Here is a 19700-nt window from a genome sequence, read left to right as displayed (position 1 = left end):
AGGTAAATGAAATACAACAAAAATGATCTTATGAAAGGGAAAAATACATTGATTTTGATCTCATCCCTTGGATGAAGACGCCAATCTGCTATCTTACTCCCATTCTTCCTCCAGTTTCGTTCTCATGATTTCAAAACGCACTTCGCTAACATTCCGTGAATACTGGGCCAACAGTCGCATCAATTATAGCGTGAGAGTATTTATTGCTCTGGTCGGTGTTGCGATCCCTTGTTGGTGGTACGGCGCATCAGAGGCAATCACACCGCTTGTTCTAGGCATTATTGCTTCGGCACTGGCGGAAACAGATGATAATTTCTCCGGTCGATTCTCTGCACTGCTTACCACGTTGTTCTGTTTCGCCATCACCACCTTTTCTGTCGAAATACTGTTTGAGTATCCCCTTTTATTCGTCTCTGGAATGGTTGTTTCCACCTTCAGCTTCATCATGCTAGGGGCTATTGGCCCGCGGTATACCAGCATTGCGTTTGCATCCGTTTTAACCGCCATCTACACCATGCTCGGGGCGCAAGATTCTGTATCTTTGTGGTATCAGCCTTCTCTGCTTATCGCGGGTGCGGCTTGGTATGGATGTATTTCATTAGTATGGCTGCTTCTTTGGCCGTTACAGCCGGTACAACAAAGCATCGCCTTGGTGTTTAACACTTTGTCCCAGTACCTCGACCAAAAATCTGAGATGTTCCACCCCAGCCGAAACATCAACCCTCAGCCTTTACGCCTGAGAGATGCGAATGAAAACATCAAAGTCGTTAATGCGTTGAACGGGGCAAAAACCGCGCTCATGAATCGAATGCGTCGTGGTCGCGTCAACAGCAACACACGCCAACTGCTCAAGATTTACTTTCTCGCTCAAGATATCCATGAACGCGCAAATTCGTCCCACTCTCGCTACCAAGATTTAGCAGAAGTGTTTTTCCATAGTGATGTCATGTTCCGCCTTCAACGTTTACTGCACTTGCAGTCCAAGGCGTGCTTGGAGGTATCTCATTGCTTAACCCTATCTCGCCCCTACCGTCATGGTGAAGAGAGCGTTAAAGCACTGGATGAATTGCATGAGTCGCTGATGTACATCAAAGCGGAAAACAACCCTGAATGGAATTTACTGCTGGGGCAACTCGATTTCCTCTTCAATAACCTCGCCACGGTCGAACGCCAGTTATCAAACATCAGCAACCCTGATGCCACGATCAACGATGAAGACAAAGAAATCCCCGATTCAAATGCCCACGGCTTCAAGGAAAAGTGTGTTCGCGTATGGGCACAGATGACGCCAAAATCCTTGCTGTTCCGTCACGCGGTGCGTTTGAGTTTAGCGCTAGGCGCTGGCTACGGCATCATTCAAGCGTTTGATCTCACACGTGGTTATTGGATATTGCTCACCACATTGTTCGTTTGCCAAGTCAACTATTCCGCCACCCGAAGCAAACTGACTGAAAGGATATCAGGCACACTGATTGGTTTGCTTGTTGGCCTGCCATTGCTCACCCTCTTCCCTGATTTAACCGGGCAACTCGTCTTAATGGTGCTATTTGGCGTGTTGTTTTTCGCCTTTAGAACCACGCACTACGCCGCCGCGACAGCCTTTATTACCTTATTGGTGTTGATGTGTTTCAACCAACTTGGTGAAGGCTATGCCGTGATGTTGCCGCGATTAGGAGATACCTTGATCGGCTGCTTACTCGCCGTCGCCGCGGTACGTTTTGTGTTGCCAGATTGGCAGGCTCACCGCTTGCGGGGGATCATGAAAGATTCCGTAGCAGCAAACCGCGACTATCTTGCGCAAATCATCGGTCAATATCGCATCGGTAAACGAGACACAATGGCTTATCGCGTTGCACGTCGAGAAGCGCACAACCAAGACGCGCAACTGACCACTGCTATCAGTAACATGCTCGCCGAACCAGGGCGATACCGCACTGCGATTGATGAGAGTTTTCGCTTTCTTTGTTTGAATCATGCCATGTTGAGTTATATATCAACGCTTGGCGCCCACCGTATGCAAATGGATGATGACAGCATTCATGAACTAGTATCCAAAGCGCACCGGGGCATTCACGCAGAATTGGATTGCTTGATCACCACCCTTTCTGGCAATTCAGAGACTCAAACGCCTTGCTTAGATGATGCATTGGGCAAGCATTTAGAAAGATGGCGTGAAGAAGAAAGCAGTTCTGCCCGAATGGTATTGCAGCAACTTCATTTGATTCACCGAATCATGCCTGAAATGCACCAACTAACGGATGTGTTGGCACAAAAAGCACTCAAGAGCTCAAAGGCATAGAAGGTATAGAAAGGCATGATGAAAATCCCAATGGTTCTCGCATTGCTTTTTGCATTAAATGCGCATGCCAACGACAGCCATAATGCAGAACCCTTTCCCAGCCTTGTCTGGCTAAACCAACAAGGCGAAGTGGTTCCCGATGATGTGATTGATGTCATTTCTGACAATTGCGGCATTAACCAAGCCGCTCATCATATTGCCAACCTTAATGGCGGCGATATTGAAGCCGCTCTTGATGATTTAAAAGCAGCCGCCGCCTGCTTCGAGCAACACGGATTCACCCAACAAAGCGAGGACTAACATGCCGCGCTTTGTTAGCGTGTTTTTGCCCCATTTTGTTTTAAGGCGACTCTTCATTCGGCTCGCAGCAAGCGAGTTTTACCTTACTTAAACTAATCCTTGGCGATCAACTCATTAACTCCATAAATACCGTAATTAATGACTGGTCAATCAATAAATAATCAGTCCCTCATACGACCGAATCAAACGTCACTGTATGCGTTCAGTGGTAACTTCTTGCCGGATAAATTTCACAGTGATGGCGTGCTCCGTACCGAGAAGGCTTGTAGGTAGGGTCCATATATGTCCCGCTAACTTTGATCGCCCAAAGCAGTTACAAGGAAATCGCCTGTATTTTAGTAGTTGTTGGTGTTAAAAGGTTGAGCTGTTAGATTTAGAAAAGGACTTAAAGTGGCAAGCAAAGTCACTAAACCTGATATTTCTAGGTGCCTCGTAGAGGCTCGACAACAATGATAAACCGGAGGTTAATTCTAAATAATGGAATTCGTTGGTTTTTTTCTTGTCTTTATTGCAATGGCTTTTTTTGTCTATGCGGCCATTAATTTGGCTAAATTCTTGTATGGCCTGACCAAACTTCAATTCAAAATCAGGAACCTACTCCTTTTCTTTGCTTCTTTTTTCCTCGTCATTGCAGTGAAACTTGTTATCGACAACAACACAGACCTGCTGCACTTTGAAGTGAAATATCCGACGAGTTACGTTGAGACACCAAAAGGTTGACCAGCTAACGACTTTTCTGGCACGTCCATGCCCCTTTTCGCTTTAGAGAAGGCAACTCCGAGCAGTCTCACTTCAAAATTATTCGATAAATTTTCTAATGCTAACTGAAAGATTTGTGGATTTAAAAAGCTCAACATTTAGCTGAGCTTTTTAGTTTGCTTTATCTAACCTATGATGCGCTTGAATCTAGTTCTAAAGGCTTTTTCACCACCTTCCATTTGGAAACATATAAACTCTTTGACCGTCTCCTCTTGAAGTCCTCCAGAGATATGAGGCTCTAACCTTTGAGCTTGCTGTTTCATCCCCACTACTAGCTCTGCATCCCCGTTCACCACAATTGGCGCAGAATGAGTTACGACTACTAGCTGTCTGCGTTTCTTATTATTTGAAATCGCAGGAATCACAGAGCAGGCAAGCATAGCGCAATCCAAGTCATCTTCTGGCTGATCTAGGATGAGCGGATCTTCGCCATATGACATCAAAAACGACAACATAGACGCAGATTTCTGGCCTGGTGACGCCCTTTCTAACTGACGAAACTGACCAATTGAATCTTGGAACTGAATTTGAAGACCGTCGTCAGGAAACCAACAATGTAAGTCATCCAACCTTTCATCCTGCAGCTGCCCCAATCGAGTTCTTAGTGAACCATGTATCGCGGAATAGTCAGTACTCTCTTCCTTTTTTACACAAGCGATATGAAAACGCTTTAGTTTTGCCAACTCAGCATATCGCTGCTCCGCGCTGTTAGGATTGAATTTGTTAAAATTGTTTAAGTCGAATAATAAGCTATTCGGAGTGCCTACATCAAAGATGTGGCTATCGAATCTTTCGATTCCTGAGGCCGCCTGGTAACCCTTGACTAACCGGTCGCTCGAACATGCCAGAGGAAGCACCTGGATTTTTAGCTCCGTTAAACCAAGCTCCTCGATGAACTTATTACGAACTTTTGTTAGATTCTCCCTATGCGTCACGAGTTTCCCGTACACTTCAGCTTTGTTTGCTTGAACTAAAGCAAGTTCGTCTTTCAAACCTTGCTCGTTATTTAGAACCAGTTGCAATTCCGCTTGCGAGTCCATAAGAGCACTCAGTTCTTCGTGATCAATTTTCGAGTTGTTTAATTCAGATACCTTAGTGTTTAACTCGGCAGAATTAACAGCGATTCGGGACTTGAGCGTCTGAAGATAAGCTTGTTCAGATGACTTAACCAACTTTGCCTTTGACTCTTCGATTAACGCGAGTACTGCTGCATTCAAGGTGTCGTGAATTTCATTGACCTCAAGTTGCCACTTACCTAAGTCAGACTCAGGATCGTCAATTTCTTCTATATTGCTCTCTGTGCAAATGCCTTCAAGCCCCTCGATTAAATCGTCGACCTTCTGCTTACTGTCTTCCGATTTACCTAACTCTTCCTTATCGCTGGTAAGCGCCTGTTGAAGTGACTCTAATCCCGCCTCTTTTAAGGTTTGAAGCTTACGATCAACGTCTTGTAGTTGGCCTTTAGTGATTGTTAGGTTTTCGATAGCTCGAAGGGCTTCACGCTCTTCAGAACAGTAGTGCTTATACTTAGTTTCAAGATTGAGTTTATCTTGTACCCACTTAGCATAATTTACCGTTTCACTTTCATCGATTACGCGTAGAAATGAATTCGGTTTAGTCGCCATTTCATACAACATTTTTTGTGAGTAAATCGAGACTGGAAAGCGCGATGTATTAAAGGTTTCTTCTTCCTCCCACTGCCTACTTCCCTTATTGAGGTGATGAAAATGAGTATTTGTCGGTAACCATGTCAGCTTGTATTTCTCTTGACCTTTACGGTACTCAAGTTCGATGAATGAGTCAGGTGACATAGCCCCTTCGGGCCCCACCTTTTTGAATGCATCGATATTCCTTTGTTGTATCTGAGGAAGGTTTTCATCACGACGGAGACTCAAGCGCATCGCTTCTATCAACGTTGACTTACCCGAACCACGGCTCCCTATAATTGAGGTATACCAAGGACTTAGGTCAATGTTTATGGGGTTACCACCGACGTCTTGGCACATCTTGGTCTTTAAAGTTAATTTGGTGATTTGCTGCGATGGGATCGCAGGTGGCTGTTTAGGTCCGCGTTTTATACAGTGCTTAGGATCAGACAGTGCTACTTTTAACCCTTCAAAAGAAGGCTTTATCATCTTAACCCACGTGTAGCCCTGACCCATCTCATCAATAGAATGCGCGTCAGACCCTTTTACCCAAGCCAGATCCTCGATGAGTTTCTTCTGATAAGGTTCGAGAGTGTCCACCTCACCGATTAGCTCTATAGCGTCTGGATTTGCATCAAAAACACTGCTTACTGACCCCTGATTGGGATTCTTGAAAACTCCTTTATACTCATCTACATGCGCCAGAATGGCCAAAGCAGGTGTCGAAAAGCCATGGATAGCCTCAACAATCCCGCGTGTACCATATCCCAGCTCCAATGAATGATTCTTGCCTTGAGTTGAAGGAAGACCGCAACTACCCACCAGTTCACTAATGGTTGAGGACGTAGCGTCGTCATGCAAGATAGCAAGAACATGGACGTTGCCCGCTGCTGTGAGCTCCACTGCTGGCATAATAACAATGTCCCGATACCCATTACTCTCACCAGAATCGTACTCAGCTTTGAGCGCATCTAGTTCTGCTCGAATGGTATCTAGACCAGCACCCGTATTGTGATCACTCAATACCACGCAGTCCACTTCATTGGACATTTGACCCAGGAGCCATTCTCGGTTAGTACAGGTAGGAGTCTTGTCAGACCTAGGAAAGTCATCTGAGGCAGGAGAATGACAATGAAAATCAACTTTAAACCATTTGCTACCAACAATTTGCAACTTCTGCTCCCAATGCGAATAAGCAACTCTATTACTATGTAACCCGTATGATATGCGAGGTCATTTTTGCCATCAATGCGTTGAAACAAATCTACGCTTACATTTTGAATAGCCACCTAGTCTGTAGACACTTTTAAGCCTTTCTTGTCCCCTAATTCAACTTATCCGAAGTGGACAGCTTAGAGCACCAACCCTAACCCGTTTCTGTCCAAAACTATGCCAGAAGAAGGCCGCCCATCGGGCGGCCTTCTTCGTACGGAACATTGCTTACTCTACGCTTTACGGCTTAGTTTTCGGCTTAGCCGTTTTCACGCATTGCGCGGAGCATCCAAGCGGTTTTCTCGTGCTCGCGCATACGATCTGACACCAGTGATGCTGAAGATTCATCGTCGGCTTGTTGTGCCAACTTCAGCACTTCACGGGCGGTGCGAACAACCTGTTCGTGGTTTTGGGTGAGTATGTCCACCATCTCATCCGCAGACGGAACGCCTTCCACTTCTTCAATCGCGCTTAATGCAGCAAAGGCTTTGTACGTGCCCGGTGCAGCAACGCCTAACGTGCGAATTCGCTCTGCAATTTCATCCACCGCCAGTGCTAGCGCATTGTAATGCTCTTCAAACATGACGTGGAGTTCACGGAACTGTTTACCGGTAACATTCCAGTGGAAGTTATGCGTTTGCAGGTACAGGGTGTATGAATCCGCTAATAGGCGTTTTAGCCCTTCTGCGATCACTATTCTGTCGTGCTCTTGAATACCAATATTGATGCTTGTCATAACCCTTTCCCCATCTTGTTCAGCGGCTTGCCTTAACGTTTATGGGCTTAGTGTATGACGGATTAGATGATAGGTATAATCGTTGAAATTTATAGATTCAATCTGTCATACCTATCACTTTAGGTGGGTAATTATCCGTTGCGGTAGCGCGTAGGGAATTGGTGACCGATGTCGGTAAACACACCGTCAACACCCCAGTTGAATAACTGGTTAGCGCGCATCAGGTTGTTGACCGTGTACACGTTCACGACAAGACCGTGTTCTTTCATTTCCTGCACTTTATCTTTGGTGAGCCCTTCGTTAGCAACGTTAATGGTGTCAGCCTGACATGCCTGTAGGGTTGATAACCAATCTTCCGGAATCTGTGGCTCAAATAAGCAGGCAACGCCCACATTCGGGCAACGACGTTTGAATTCTGCCAGTGCTAGAGGGTTGAAACTGGAAACCAACACGTCGGCGTCTCTGTTGAGGTTTTTTAACCCTTCAACGACACCGCTGATGAGCTTTTCGGTGTTTTCCCAGCCTGACGTGCAGGATTTTATTTCAACGTTAACATTGAGTTTTAGAATGTTCATCAGGGTGATGAATTGGTCGAATGTTGGAATTCGCTCGCCAATAAAAGCGTCACCAAACCAACTTCCTGCATCAATATCGTCGAGATCTTCTGCTGTCAAATCATACAAACTGCCGGGTCTGTCGGTGCAGCGATCTAAGGTGTCATCATGGCTAACAACTACCGTTCCGTCTGCCAAAATATCCACGTCGCACTCTACCCAGCTAAGACCATGTTCTGGTGTTAGCGAGAAAGCGGCAAGTGTATTTTCAGGCGCAAGTGAGGACATCCCTCGGTGGGCAAACAATGTTTTCATGGGTCAACTTTTCTAAGCTATTTGAAGCAACTATACGCAAATTTTTGCAAAATTCCTGTATCAACTAAAATAAAAACTGACATATACCACACATAAAAAGGCACTGCATAATGCAGTGCCTTTCCGTTACGATTGTACTGTTTATCAGTGACGATTCTTTTTATAAGAGCAGCTTAATCAAGTTTCAACGCTTGGTGTTGAATCAACTGGTTCAGTATATCCGTCCCCGTCGCACTCATATCGAGACCAAGGTCCGCCAATACCGTGTTATCAAGGGCAATATCTTGCACTTCCATCCCACCAGCCGTCTGGGACACATGGAGCGTCAGCCCATCACTGGTCACTTCAGGGCGAATATAGTCCAGCAGTTCGCCAATAGTAGAACCACTGCCAATGGCTTCTGGCAAAATGGCTGAGATATCTAACTTATCACCCGTGACAGTGTCACCCACATCAAAGTCTGTCAAGGTGTCGGTGGCGAGTTCGCCAGCTTCGACATCCAATGCTGACCAAGCATAAATGTCATCGCCAGCGCCTCCTGTCAGCGTGTCATCGCCTGCCCCGCCTACCAGGATGTCATTACCTAATCCACCAGTCAGCGTATCGTCACCGTCTCCCGCATACATGCGCTCTCCGTCATCATCGGCTGTCAGCACATCATCATCTTCCGTGCCGAATTGCGTGTTGCTTGGGTCAAACACCACCAATTGACCCGTCATCAGCATGGATTCAAGTATCTCGTCTTGCGTTAAGCCTGTTGCATCTGTGCCTAACAGTTCATTCAGTGTATTGCCTTCAATGAGAATGCTTTGAAGCGGTTCGCTATTTTCATTAAAAATCTGTATTTGTGTGTCACTGCCAACGGTTTGGATATCCAATCGATTCGCCAAATCTGTGAACGTGAATAGCCCATTTGCAATGAAGGCTTCCGAGATATCAATCACGTCGACGCCAGCTTCAAAATCTTTAATCACGTCGCTAGCCAGATTACCTGGAGTACCAAAATCACCGGACTTCCACGCAAAAGTATCCGCTTCACCATCGCCGGTGCCATTGAGGTTGCCACCCCACATTTGGTCGTCACCCTCACCACCAATCAGTATGTCTTCGCCTAAGCCACCAGCAAGGATATCTTCGCCCGCCCCACCGTGCACTTGAGTGGCTTGATTACCATCAACCACGAGATCGTCGTTGCTGTTATCAGCGTCGTTAAGCACTGGCGTTGTTGCTGTATCAACAACATTGACATTAATGGTGAGGGACGCTTCTTGAGGATCGCCATCGCCCACATCTGACAGCGCTGTTACCGTCACATCACCCACTGGTTGGGCAGTAAAGCGAAGGTTGAGATCAGCAAGGTTTAGTGACGCTAATTCTGTTTGGCTGAGTGTCCAATTTCCGCTGCCATCGTTCGTGCCCACTGGGTCACCCGCACCGTCTACCAACTCGCCCTCGGTACCTAACCCGCTAAAGGTTAGGCTGAACTCATTTTCAATTGGGTCAACGAGGGTTGCCATCAAGCCAAGCATAGGCACAAGCACACCCGTGGATGCTCTTATGGACGCGAGCTGCGACGCGTAAGTTAGCTCAGGAAGATCGGATTTTGGCGCAACAACGATGGTGACGACATCGCGATCAAACTTCTGTCCACCCGACCCAAAGTTCCCGCGGTCACGTGTTGTCATTGTCAGCGAATCTTCACCTGATGCGTTTTCGCTAAACTGGTAATTAACACCACCTGCCAACAAGGTATTGATAGCATCAATATCGCCTTCTAACGTTAAAACGTTTGACCCATCACCCGACACAGTGATGCCCGTACTGTCCCCGACCAAATCTAACGTGTTTCCATCTTCCACCTTCAATTCAACGTAAACAATGCTCGCTCCTTCTCTTGCATCTACATCTTGTACTTGAAGGTCGGTGATCGTGAGTATCGTGTCTTCTTCTGCGTCGTAACTGTCTGCGATCACATTGACGGGTTTGTCGTTAACCGCAGACACCTCAACGGTAATTTGTTTATTTACCACATCAACCGATACGTCGCCGTTATCGACCGTTTGTATCGCTAAATCCAACACAAATGTGCCGTTGGCATCTTGTGGCGGCGTAAACGTCAGATCATCCAATCGCGAGCTATCGACAGTAACAACGACGTCGCCGCCATTCGATATCTCGGGTGTCACCGACCCCGTCACACCGTCTGGCAATACAATTTTCCCGCCATCAGGCACACCGGAAATGGTGATCAAAAGGGTCTCGGGTTCGTTTTCTGTCACATTGACGCCCGTCGGTTGCCCGCTTTCATTCACGCTGTCTCTGTCATCCTTCGCTTTGATTTCCAACTCGAGATGAATGTCGTTATCTTCAACCCCACTCGCTGTGGCTTTCACACTGGCATTGGCGCCATCCGCAACCGGATCGACGGTGAGGGAGACTGTCTGAGAAAAGCCCGTTGGCGTATCCAGGCTCTCTTCTTGCGTATACACGGTCACGGTAAATTCAACCGTTCCGCTGAAGTTAGCCGCTGGTTCTACTTTGATTTGGGATAGCGACGCGTTATCGGTGATCGCACTGGCTGGAATGATCCATTGCCCTTGAGAGCCATTCACTGCGGGCGATGAAAGCGTGAAACCAAGTGGCACGTTCTCAACAACAATTGAGGCAAGAGACTCAGAATTATCGATATCGTTAAAGGAGAAGCCAAGGTCAGCTAATGAAATGCCCTCTGTAGGATCTTCGTCCGCAGTTATGGCCACAACATCGTCATCGTCCAATGCAATGCCGTTTTGAGTAAACGTGACTTCATCGTTTACGGCGATGACGTCAAAATTTATTGTCGTATCAACCGTGCGGCTATCTGTCCCCGTCGAGGCGGTATCCATAATGGTCACGGTTGCAGAGATTTCTACTTCACCGCTGAAATCCGGAGCAGGCTTAAACTTGATGTTATCAATCTGACTGGCATCGACCACTAACGTGGTGGACTCTGTACCATCAGGTAAGATGAAGACACCCACCCCGGCTGGAACGGTCAGCGTTGCGCCACTGATCGTTTCCTCGCCATTGGTTTGGTCTTTATCTGCAAAATTTGCCGTCAACGCAAGAATAGCAATGCCATCTTCTAGTGCTTCGTCTTCAACAATCTGCTCTGTTTCACCCGTGCCTAGAGGTTGCCTATCCCCATTCAGCCCTTGCGTTTCTTTCGCTGTTAACTGGAATGAAAAGGCTGTGGAGTTGTCACTGGGTTGGGCTTCGCCATCAGGGGGTGGCAAATCGACCAGCGGCGTGACATTGAGTTGAACAGAAACCACAGACGTTTCCGTGTCGCCACTTCGTGTATCTACACTCACAAACGTGACAGGCACCACTAACACCCCGGCGAAATCATCAGGCGGGGTGATTGACAGCCCACTGAGATCCAGACCGTTAGGGTATGGGTTTCCGTCGCCTTGTCTTGCAGGAACCTCAAACACGTAACTGCGATTATCAACGTGAATCCTTGCTCCACTCACTACCGTCAAAGGCGGAAGATCTGATGGGTTTATCACCACCGTGATGACATCAAACGCCACGTCACCGGAGGAATTGCTAGGATAGGTAACCGCATCACCCAACGCGTCAAGAGAGATTGCGTTGTCTTCTTTTCCTTCAATCACCACTGGCGTCGTTGGCACGACCACTTGCTGAGCTTCATGTTCAATGGTGTTGTTATTCACATAATTAAGTGTGATTTCCTCACTCGAAACAGGGGCCAACAGACTGGTATCGTTCTCGCCCGCATCACCCGCATCAACCGCCATCGCGCTAATCGTAAAGGTGGTTGATCCCGAACTGTTCGGTGGTGCAATGATACTAAAGTCATTGGGATCGTTAATAATCCAACCGCCATTGCCATCGGTCACTGCATTGTCGACGTAAAAGCCTGCTTCTAAACCCGTGATGACAATACGAATAATGCTTTCGTCACTGGAATCATCCGGGTGAGCGAAAATGACGCCTTCATCTAAATCAATTCGCCCGTCACTGTCCGTCGTGATTTCGGAAACCGACACACCATCTTGAACAAGTTGAATTCGCCCTTCTTCAGTTTCGACTGACGCGGCAATATCAACCTCAATCGAGCCGGTGATCTCTTTTTCTGTGCTTGTTTGGCCTTCGAGATCATCCTGCCTCACCGTAACGGTTGTCTCCAGTGTCAAATCAAGATCGCTATGTGGGCCGCGTTTCACTTGGAACAAGTAACCTTGGGCAATCTGCGCTTCTGTCAGGGTGACTTTGTCGCCGTCCAAGGTAAGAGGGATAACGTCTGGCCCTCGAACAAGCTGGACGCTGTCGGTCGACGAAAAGCCTGAGATGGTCACGCCGACCGCTTTTTCTATGACATCGTCACCATCATTACCCGAGCCTGGCGACAGAGAAAGATCAGGTTTCCAATCGATAGTGACCCATTGGTCTTCTCTGCCGAAAGAGGTAGATGTGCCATAGTCTGTGGCATCAATAACGGGTGGGCCAACAACCACTTCAATCACAGTTTCTATGGCTTTCTCATCACCATCGTTTTCTGTCGCAACTAACTTGGCATTGATACGCACATCTTCTGTGGAATTAGGAGGCAGCTTGATGAAAACATTCGACGTCGCAAAGGTAGGGAGATCGACCGAATACGTCGGAATAGACATCCCTGCACCGTCCGTTGCCCAACCCGCAAACGCGAGCTCTACATCCGTGAGGCTGCCATCGGCATTTTTAACAACAAAAGCAACGCCATCGGGAATATTAGAAACCACCAGTGTCATCGACTCAGACGTGTCTGTCGGTGACAGTGCACTTTCCCCAGAAGACACGGTGAAATCAATGGCGACGAGACCATCGCCTTCAATGCCATCTTCCGGCACCGTGGTGGTTACCACACCCGTATCGGCATCATATTGCCATTGACCGGGATCAGTACCTTCGTTTTCCACCTCAAATACTGGCGTATCTGCCACACCAGCAATGTTGACGTTAAATGATTGAACAGGAAGTATTCGTTCATCGTCCGGTGAATTAGTCGCGGAATCAACAACAATACCTTCAACCTTCAGCGTGAAGTTTTCATTGCTGTGAAGCGGTGGTATCAATTCTAGTTTTGCTAAGTCATCAATAGCAACGCGATCGGTTTCTGTGACGGGAGTGATCACTCCGCCATCGTTAAGCTGCAATGTCGCACCATCTGGAAGGTCAAAAATCCGCACATAGAAGACTTCCGAACCATCGGTATCGTTACCTAAGCTGGTAATGGATATGGCATTCGCAAGCGAAATAGCATTGCCTTCGGCAATGTCTGAATTTGGGTTCCCCGCGTCTTCATTGCCAACGACAGGGCGAACCACAACCCTTGCCTCATCAGCGACAGGCTCTACACGCAAAATAATGGACGATGTTGTTTCCGCGGTTTTGTCTGCAGCTAGGTCAACAGGATCAGATTCCGTTGAAATCGCTTTAATGCCTAACGTGACATCGCCACTAAATCCTTCGTCTGGAATGAAACGTACTTTGTCGAGTCGAGAAGGGTCTTCTAACACCCAAACGCCATTGACCAAGTTGATTCCACCCCCTCTCAACTCACCCATATCTGGGCTTAAAGTAAACTCAAGCTGCAATGTTTCCGAGCCATCAGTATCTTGCAGATCAGAAGAAAGTAGATCGCCTAACGTAAAGTTGAGTGGGTCAGATACATTGATAGCATAAGGGTCAAAATCTTCTTTCATTTCAAACACGCCATCAGCCGCATCGCCAATTAAGGTGATTGTCGGCGTGTCTGCTATGGCCGACACTTTTATTTCAACAGGTGACGATGTCATGACAGGGTCATGACCCGTGACCTCCAGCTCAACATCAAACTGAATCAGATCCGTGTCGTCATAGGAGGAATAGTCGGCATCAGGAATAAAGGTCACGCCTGACAAATCAAAGAGAATTGGCGCTGTTGTTCCTGACGCTTGAAACATGTTACCGGAAAAAACAATGTTACCATCGCCGTCTGGCAAAATCTCGGTACCGTTGAAATAGAATTTCCCGCCAATATCACCGGAAGGGTCTTTGGTCATGAGCGTGACTTCACCGTCAAGTACCAATATACCGTTGTCTTCGTAGGCTTCACCGACGTCATTGTCTCCAATATTCACACGAACATTGATGGCTACGCCTTCAGAAGCATCGATGCCCGCATTTTCGGTATTGGTATCAATTTGCCCCTGATCTTCTTTACCTTCGATTACGCCGCCTTTGGCTGGCGCGATCGTAATAATTGGCGTCTGGTCGTTAAGCGTCAGGGAAATTTCACCCTCCGCTTTGTCACCATCATTGTCAGTGACTTCATATTGAATGGCTTGGTTGAGTACCGCTGACGGATTAACAACGTTTGCGGCAAATGTGAAGGTAATTTCCCCGACAGGCTCATTTCGTGGGTCAATACGCATTGTGCCAATTTCTCCGTTAGGAGAAACCGCTGAATACAAGGTGATCGTAGACGGCCTTGTTGTGGAAACATCCACCCACTCAACACCGTTGTGAATACGCGTAATATGAGCGCCATCCGCGCCTTGCAAGCTTTCATTATCCGCAGGGTGAGAAGGGTCCGTGATATCAAACACATCCACTGTGACTGTGGTGTCTTCAGTCGATGAGTCATCAACCGCTAACGTAATGCTTCCTTGTGTGGTCGGCACATCATCTTGCACCGTGATCGGAACGCGAATGTTATTCGACTCATCGCCATCAGCATCAACGGTGAACGCATTAATGCTAAACGTCAGAGAGTTTTGTCCATCACCTGGCTCGTGATCTAACGCTGATAACAGTTCGAACGTAAACGTACCATCCGCATTCAGCACCACATGCATTACATCTCGGTTATTGCCAGAGCCATCATCCGCGACACCGTAATAATGTTTTGGGTATGCGGCAGTTTCCGGACGTTGCTCCAAGAACACGTCATAGCCACTCGCCAATACGGGTTGGCCGTTGTCATAAACAACGTAATCACTTTTGAAAAAGAAATTGCTAACATCATCGCCAAGATCGCTATCAGCATCGAGTGTATTAGGATCACCACTGTCGTTGGTCGCATCAATGTTCAACGTACCGCTTGATTTCGAGCCCTGACTAATTCCGGTTCCATCATCTATGCTGCTTTCTTCAACATAGATAGGATCAGTCGTGACCAAACCAAAGGTTGTAGAATCATCATCATTTACCGTAAAGGTCACTAAAAGTGGCGCTTCGACATTGGTATCAGTTGGGTCAACCAATTTGTCGCCATCGGTATCTTCAACTTGAATAGGCAGTTTGATATTGATTTTTTCGCCGTCAGCACTGACAAAATTCCCATCAATCTGATCAGCCGTTTCAGTGGGATGTATCAGCGCTTGGAATTGGGTAAACGCTGCATCGACATCCATGCCTAAGCCATCCGCCGCTTGCTCTGATGTCAGCACGATTCTGATAGCAGGCTCGCCATTAATCGACGCCAAAATGGTCAATACTGCGTTGCCTGCCCCATCAGTACTCGGCGTGATCGTGACGCTATCAACGAATTCATTCTGATTGTTAGAAAGAAGCTTCAGCTCACTGATCAAGGTGGCGTTGTTATTACCATCATCAATTGAGAAGGTATCTGGCACCAAGCGATCAGATGCGGCACCAACGTTAATGGTTCCTGTTTGGGTGTTTTCAGGTGCCGATGCGTCGTACTGATTTTGTGTTTGATTTTCTTCCAGTTCAATCACATCAGTTGGAGCCCCAAAAGCATCTAACCTTTCTCCCCCAAGGGCGGGCGTACCATCAATGATGTTAAACGTGACTGACGAAATATTACTGACGTCTCCATCGGCATCGGTGGCGGTATAGGGAAGTGTGAAGCTAGATTTCTCGTCATCACTATCGCCATCGCTGGCTTGATGTTGGTCTATCGGTTGATATTGGGTAACGGTGAACGTTGGATCGTCAGATGCGCCTGATGGCGAGAACGTAATTTCTAGCACCTTCTCTGGTACACCGTTGTTATCTGAGTAGACGGTGATCACACCCTCGACGGATGTATCAACGGTGGTCGGCATGCCATGGCTAGTTATACCTGCAAAAGCGCTCTCTGCGGCCATCACATCGAATGAGATGCTACCTATCTCATCACTGCCTAAGTCTATACCGTCTGATGTATTGCCAACTTTTGTTTCACTGGGATCCGTTTGAGGCTCAACAACATCAAGGCTGCCTTCTTTCAGTACCGTATCTTGGCCATCATTACTGACCAAGGTAACGACAGCAGGACTCTGCATGAGGTCACCGCCGGTGTCAGCAACTTGCAATGGCATATTAATGGAGATGCTATCACCATTCACTGCCACGTAACTGCCCGTGCTCTCTAAGTGATCAAGCGGACCGGATTGCGTCAGCGTTGCCGTTACAGAAAGCCCATTTCCATCTTGCGTGGCAGTGATCGTCAAAGTCACCACAACGTCACCATTAACCGTTCCCACCAGTGTAAACGTTCCAACACCATTACTATCAACACTGGTTTGGCGAGTAAATGAGACCGCTTCTCCGTTCGATGTCAGTGTGGCTAATTCAGCTTCAAATGCCGCCAAATCACTCGGTGCGATTTGGAGCGAGCCGGGCAATAGACGCTCACTGCCTCCTGCAATGGAAAGAGATTCAGTCTGCGACACCCCGTATGTATCAGGATCTAAGTCACCTTCTGTCACCTCAAGAGAGAGACGTTGCCCACCCAACGCATCAACATCAACAACAGGTGGTACTACCGGTGTTGTTCCATCTGTAATTGAACCAGAGTTTTGATCGTTGTCACCGCCAAGAAAATTGACCTCGTCAGTGTCGCTTGCCAATGGACCTGTGGTGTCAAAGCCCGCTTCGGTTAGCGAAGAGGCATACAGATAATCCACAACAACGAAACCCGCATTTGACGAACCAACACTCTCCCCCGCAGCGGGCTCTTCGAAAAGGTCGGTAGGGTCGACGCCATCTAAGATCAATTGCTGCAAATCAGCGATATCGAGGTTCAGGTTGTCGCCAATCGTCAATTCATCGGGGTTAAAACGGACACCAATTGGAGAAGTTGCAAGTTGTGCATCACTGTCGGAAAGAGGGATGAGGCAAGAAGCACAGCGACTGTCTACATAATATTTCTGCCCATTGAAGCTAGCAACAACACTGCTGCTATCATTGGTCAGTAGAACTTGATTGGGCGCTATGAGCATACCGGGCTGGGCTGGAACGATCCCTGAAGCGTTAGAAACCAAAAATGCTTGCCCTTTGACGCTGTCAATATTTAACGCTGTGTCAAACTCATGACCAATCATACTTTCTTCCCCAACTTATCCATCGCTTTTTTACCTGCGAATCCGCGTGCTTAGAATCTACACACATAGTGTAACCAGCAGCTATATCCAAGTCTTACCCCGTACCTGGCTAGTTTCTCTGTGTACTCAACATTGAGACAATTTGATACAAGTTCGCTCGTGGTTTAACGCTTGTCGCTCCGTTTTTGACACGGTCAACACTTATAAGATTAGGAAAATCAGCGCTACTCGTATCAAAATTTATGCAGTATCGACTTTTCACGAATGGATTCCACACAGCAGGTATGGATTAAAATCACTAAGTACTTGAATAATCCATATCTAGCCCTGATATTAACTCCAAGAATAAATAAAGATGGGTGAGCAGGTAGTCTGTTCGTATACCCAAACAACATGAAGTTACTCGATTTCATAGGCACCTTCAGGTTGTTTGGGTATATACACCTACACGGAGTAAATATGGCTATTCATGTCGGTATTATTGACCAAGACCCGGTTCGGTTGGTTACTGCTTTGCTGCATCAAGAATTCAAAGCCGAAAAAGTGATTTTCATTGGTGTTGAGTGTCAGCTTCCTCAGTTCGAGCAGCTGAGTAAGGTATTGAATCCAAAGGGCATTGTTACGGAATTCTTCCAGATCCCGTCAGACATCAATATTCCTTTGATCAAAAGTAAAATCGTTGAACTCGCGGAACGATTGAAGCGAGAAGGCGCAGAGGTGTGTTTTAACGCAAGCTGTGGTTTGCGTCACCGTCTATTGACCGCCTACGAAATTTTCCGCACTTATCACTGGCCCATTTATGTTATCGAACCTTTCAGTGATGAGCTGTGTTGGCTCTACCCTTACGGCCTCGAGCAACAGCAGGTGGAAGACCACATCAACATCAGCGACTACCTAACAATTTTTGGTGCGCGTTGTGAACTGCAAGACGAAGACATTCGCAGTGTTCTTGATACCTCAATTAAAACCTTAGGCCATAAGTGGGCAAGCAACGCCTATGAGCTTGGTCCGGGCCTCGCGACCTTGAACTACTTGGCGACCACTTGCCGCAAAGAGCAAAAGCTAGATGTCGAACTAAGTGAAAAGCAGCAAGGCTATCGTGAACTCAGCATGTTGATCGACGATCTCACTGACGCTGGACTGTCGAGTTACGACAAAGGAATACTGACGTTTGAAAACGAAGCCGCTCGACGTTTTGCGAATGGCGAATGGCTAGAATGGTATGTGCACCACATAGTTGAGGAGATTAAGCATGATCTTCTGACTATCCAAGACTTATCACTGGGTGTTCAGGTTTACCGAAAAATCGGCGAAAGAGAAGTACGTAACGAATTGGACGTCGCCACTGTGGTCAACAATAAGCTGCACATCATTGAATGTAAAACCAAAGGCATGTCGAGTGATGGTGATGACACACTTTACAAGCTTGAATCCATTCGCGACTTGCTAGGTGGGTTACAAGCACGAGCAATGTTAGTGAGCTTCCGCCCATTAAGACACCACGATATTACGCGTGCAACCGACCTGGGACTTGCGCTCATTGGCCCAGACCAACTAGGTGATCTTAAAAAGTATCTCCATGAATGGTTTTTAGCTGCCGGTGGTACGGAAAAATCGTCTTTTGCGTAATTAGCAAAACTGCAGCATATAAAAAGCCGACGTTATATAACGTCGGCTTTTTGTTTTATATCACTTTTCCAGCTTACGAAATCAACATCTTACGTGCTGATTCAACAACGACTTTGATCGAACGTGCTTCTGTTTCTGCCATGGTCGCTTGATCAGGGATTTCTTTTTGTGTGCGGTTGATGATCACGCCCGCCACACATCCTGCTTTCAATCCAGAGCTTGCACACATGGTCAACAAAGTGGCAGATTCCATCTCAAAGTTCAGTACGCCCATGTCTTGCCATTCTTTCATTGAGCCTTGGAAGCGTTTAACCACGCGCCCACTGAATGTATCGTAACGTTCTTGACCCGGATAGAAGGTATCGCTTGATGCCGTAACGCCCGTATGCACTTCTGCACCAGACGCATCTGCGGCAGACTTCATTGCTGTCGCCACATCAAAATCAGCAACGGCAGGAAATTCTAACGGCGCGAAATGGGTACTTGCGCCATCAAGACGTACTGAACCCGTGGTAACAATCATATCGCCAACGTTAATGTGCGGCTGAATTGCGCCCGTAGTACCGACACGCAAAAATGTACGAACACCCAGTTGAGCGAGTTCTTCAACCGCAATAGACGTCGATGGGCCACCAATACCCGTTGAACAAACCACCACTGACTGGCCTTCAAGTTTTCCCAAGAAAAGCGTGTATTCACGGTGACTTGCCAAAAATTTCGGTGAATCCATTAAAGCAGCAATTTTTTCGACACGCGCCGGATCGCCCGGGATAATAGCCAGAGTTGCGCCTTCAAGATCAGATGCATTGACGCCCAAATGGAATACGGTTTGCTCAGTCATGATGTTCTCCTCACTGTATCGTGTCCCTCAGCGTCATATCATTCGAA

8 protein-coding genes are annotated in these 19700 nt (G+C 47.2%); 3 read left to right on the top strand and 5 right to left on the bottom strand.

Translation table 11 applies throughout. From position 1 onward, the window contains the following. Positions 1-124 precede the first annotated feature (124 nt). A complete protein-coding gene (gene yccS, locus L4D06_RS18015) occupies positions 125-2299 on the top strand; it encodes a YccS family putative transporter (protein WP_429740614.1) in 2175 nt (724 codons plus the stop codon). 15 nt (positions 2300-2314) lie between these two features. Next, positions 2315-2599 carry a hypothetical protein gene (locus L4D06_RS18010; protein ID WP_429740613.1) on the top strand — a complete coding sequence of 95 codons (285 nt, stop codon included), beginning with the start codon at positions 2315-2317 and terminating at the stop codon, positions 2597-2599. An 884-nt stretch (positions 2600-3483) separates the two neighbouring features. Here L4D06_RS18010 and ppl read toward each other — a convergent pair. The 4 genes from ppl to L4D06_RS17990 all read right to left on the bottom strand — a co-directional run bounded on the left by ppl (position 3484) and on the right by L4D06_RS17990 (position 17183). Further along, positions 3484-6177 (bottom strand): anti-phage protein Ppl, encoded by a 2694-nt coding sequence (gene ppl / locus L4D06_RS18005; RefSeq protein ID WP_429740612.1) that lies wholly within the window; start codon positions 6175-6177, stop codon positions 3484-3486. A 298-nt stretch (positions 6178-6475) separates the two neighbouring features. Further along, complete coding sequence (locus tag L4D06_RS18000; RefSeq protein WP_429740611.1) at positions 6476-6952, bottom strand: Dps family protein; 477 nt, start codon at positions 6950-6952, stop codon at positions 6476-6478. A gap of 131 nt (positions 6953-7083) precedes the next feature. Further along, the gene (locus L4D06_RS17995) at positions 7084-7821 is read right to left on the bottom strand and encodes a glycerophosphoryl diester phosphodiesterase (protein WP_429740610.1); all 738 of its coding nucleotides are present in this window, start codon (positions 7819-7821) and stop codon (positions 7084-7086) included. Positions 7822-7994: 173 nt separating this feature from the next. After that, positions 7995-17183 carry a retention module-containing protein gene (locus L4D06_RS17990; RefSeq protein ID WP_429740609.1) on the bottom strand — a complete coding sequence of 3063 codons (9189 nt, stop codon included), beginning with the start codon at positions 17181-17183 and terminating at the stop codon, positions 7995-7997. 459 nt (positions 17184-17642) lie between these two features. Between L4D06_RS17990 and L4D06_RS17985 the strand changes: the two genes are divergently transcribed. Next, positions 17643-18812: a Card1-like endonuclease domain-containing protein gene (locus L4D06_RS17985; protein ID WP_429740608.1), complete on the top strand. Its 1170-nt coding sequence runs from the start codon at positions 17643-17645 to the stop codon at positions 18810-18812. A 73-nt stretch (positions 18813-18885) separates the two neighbouring features. On the opposite strand, the gene udp is transcribed toward L4D06_RS17985, so the two are convergent. Beyond that, complete coding sequence (udp, locus tag L4D06_RS17980) at positions 18886-19653, bottom strand: uridine phosphorylase (RefSeq protein ID WP_274166509.1); 768 nt, start codon at positions 19651-19653, stop codon at positions 18886-18888. Positions 19654-19700 lie beyond the last annotated feature (47 nt).

This window comes from Enterovibrio makurazakiensis, assembly GCF_050336585.1.
Classification (GTDB): domain Bacteria; phylum Pseudomonadota; class Gammaproteobacteria; order Enterobacterales; family Vibrionaceae; genus Enterovibrio; species Enterovibrio gelatinilyticus.
Note: the sequence above shows the minus strand (reverse complement) of the source record. Positions and strands in the feature narration are given on the sequence as shown.